This window comes from Trabulsiella guamensis ATCC 49490 (genome assembly GCF_000734965.1).
GTDB classification, from domain to species: Bacteria; Pseudomonadota; Gammaproteobacteria; order Enterobacterales; family Enterobacteriaceae; genus Trabulsiella; species Trabulsiella guamensis.
In genome coordinates, this window is sequence record NZ_JMTB01000041.1 from 1 (window position 1) to 2,195 (window position 2,195).

2 protein-coding genes are annotated in these 2,195 nt (G+C 56.6%); one reads left to right on the top strand and one right to left on the bottom strand.

Annotated elements, in window-relative coordinates; all coding sequences use genetic code 11:
* Positions 1–155 precede the first annotated feature (155 nt).
* Entirely contained in the window at positions 156–1,061 is a 906-nt protein-coding gene (locus GTGU_RS04655) for a LysR family transcriptional regulator (RefSeq protein ID WP_038154540.1), read from the bottom strand.
* Between the two features lie 115 nt (positions 1,062–1,176).
* On the opposite strand from GTGU_RS04655, the gene GTGU_RS04660 reads away from it, so the two are divergent.
* Positions 1,177–2,037 carry a pirin family protein gene (locus tag GTGU_RS04660; RefSeq protein ID WP_038154541.1) on the top strand — a complete coding sequence of 287 codons (861 nt, stop codon included), beginning with the start codon at positions 1,177–1,179 and terminating at the stop codon, positions 2,035–2,037.
* Positions 2,038–2,195 lie beyond the last annotated feature (158 nt).

A 2,195-nucleotide genomic window follows, 5' to 3' on the forward strand; every position in this document is an offset into this window, starting at 1 on the left:
CACCGCCATATTTAAGATGAGAGCCTGTACGCAAGTACGGGCTTTTTCTTTATGTCCTCCGCTGAGGGGGGATTCGAACCGTTGGCTTTTGTGCGGTTTGCTTGTCGGGTGGCGCTTCGCTTACCCGACCTACAACTACTACAACTCCACTTCCCTTAATCTTCCACCATCGCGCGATACTCTTCGGTGAGAAAATCAACCAGTGCTCTGACCGATGGCAGCAATCCACGGCGGGACGGGAACAGCGCGTGAATGACTTCCCGGCGCGGTTCCCACTCTTTCAGCACCACCACCAGCTCGCCTGAGGCCAGTTGATCACGCACCATCAGCAGCGGTAACTGCACGACGCCCACACCGGCGATAGCGGCTTCACGCAGCGCCAGCATGTCAGTGGTGATAAGCCGGGGAGTAAAATGCACCTCAGCGTGAGCGCCTTCGGGGCCGTTCAATGCCCACCGGTGCAGATGTTTGCCCTCGCTCAGGCTCAGCCCCGGCCAGGTGCTAAGTTCGGCAGGCGCATCCGGTTCCCCCATCCGCGCCACCAGTTGCGGGCTAGCGACCAGACGCTGGCCGCGATCAGCGATCACCCGCATGACCAGATCGCTGTCATCGAAGGGCGGGGGCAGCACACGGATCGCCACGTCAACGCCCTCGCCCACCACATCAACACGGCGGTTGGTGGCTTCCAGTTGCAGCTTAACGTCCGGGTAACGCACCATAAATTTTGCCAGCATAGCGCCGACATGCACATGCAGTAGCGTCACCGGGCAGGTAATTTTTACCGTACCACGAGGCTCCACCTGCAGTGCGGCAATCGCATCCTGCGCGGCCTCCGCTTCCACCATCATCGCTTTACAGTGCTGATAAAAGGTTTGCCCTAAATCGGTGACCGTAAACTGGCGCGTCGTTCGTTGAATCAGCCGTACGCCGAGCCGTTCTTCCAGTTGCGCGATGCGGCGGCTCAGTTTTGATTTCGGCTGGCCAAGCGCTCGCCCTGCGGCGGCAAATCCACCATGATCCACCACCTGTACAAACCAGGCGAAGTCGTTGAGATCCTGCATGTTTGCTCCATTGTTCCCTTTTCAGAACAGTGTAGAGCATTTTTGTGCTCTACCGATCTATTAATGCCGAATGTAAGCTAATTCATATCGAAAATTCACATTGCAGGAGAGAGTTATGAAACAGATTACCGGTGTTTATACCGCGCCGCGTCCGCACTGGGTGGGCGATGGCTTTCCGGTGCGTTCTCTGTTCTCTTACCAGTCCCATGGCAAGCAGCTCAGTCCGTTTCTGCTGCTGGATTACGCAGGTCCGCATACGTTTCCTGCAGATGGCGTAAAACGCGGTGTGGGTGAGCATCCGCACCGGGGATTCGAAACCGTTACGCTGGTCTATGCAGGCGAAGTCGAACATCGCGACTCAACCGGTAAGGGCGGCGTGATCGGCCCCGGCGATGTGCAGTGGATGACAGCGGGCGCAGGCATTTTGCATGAGGAGTTTCATTCTGCTGACTTCTCGCGCAAGGGCGGCGAACTGAAGATGATCCAGTTGTGGGTCAATCTGCCTGCGAAAGACAAAATGACGGCACCGGGTTATCAGAGCATCACTCAAGAGACGATCCCGACAGTGCCTCTGCCCGACGATAGCGGCACGTTGCGCGTGATTGCCGGTCATTATGACAATGCAACAGGTCCGGCGCATACCTGGTCGCCGATGAACGTCTGGGATATGAAACTGAATCAAGGGCATGACCTCACGCTAACGCAGCCGGAAGGCTGGAGCACAGCGCTGGTGATTCTGGAAGGCAGCGTGACGGTCAATGGCGCGTCAGACGCCCATGAAGGACAACTGGTGGTGCTGAGTCAGAGCGGCGAATCGCTGCATCTGCACGCCTCAACAAACGCCAGCGTGTTGGTGTTGTCTGGTGAGCCGATCGACGAGCCGATTGTCGGCTATGGTCCCTTTGTCATGAACAGTAAAGCGGAGATCGCCGAAGCGATTCAGGATTTCAATTCCGGCCGTTTTGGACAGATGTAATCCGGGCAAATCGAAGCATAAACCGTTCCCTGCCTCATGGACGTGGCGGGGAATGATTATTGCTTAACCGAATGATACAGAAAGCTGAAAATATGCTTGACCGTTTTCCTGCAACTCCCTATAGTACCGCCCCGTTGCCCCCTGTGTAGTCAGGCAAC

Coding starts and splice junctions, on each gene's coding strand:
- GTGU_RS04655 (WP_038154540.1), bottom strand. CDS start 1,061: ATGCAGGATCTCAACGACTTCGCCTGGTTTGTACAGGTGGTGGATCAT.
- GTGU_RS04660 (WP_038154541.1), top strand. CDS start 1,177: ATGAAACAGATTACCGGTGTTTATACCGCGCCGCGTCCGCACTGGGTG.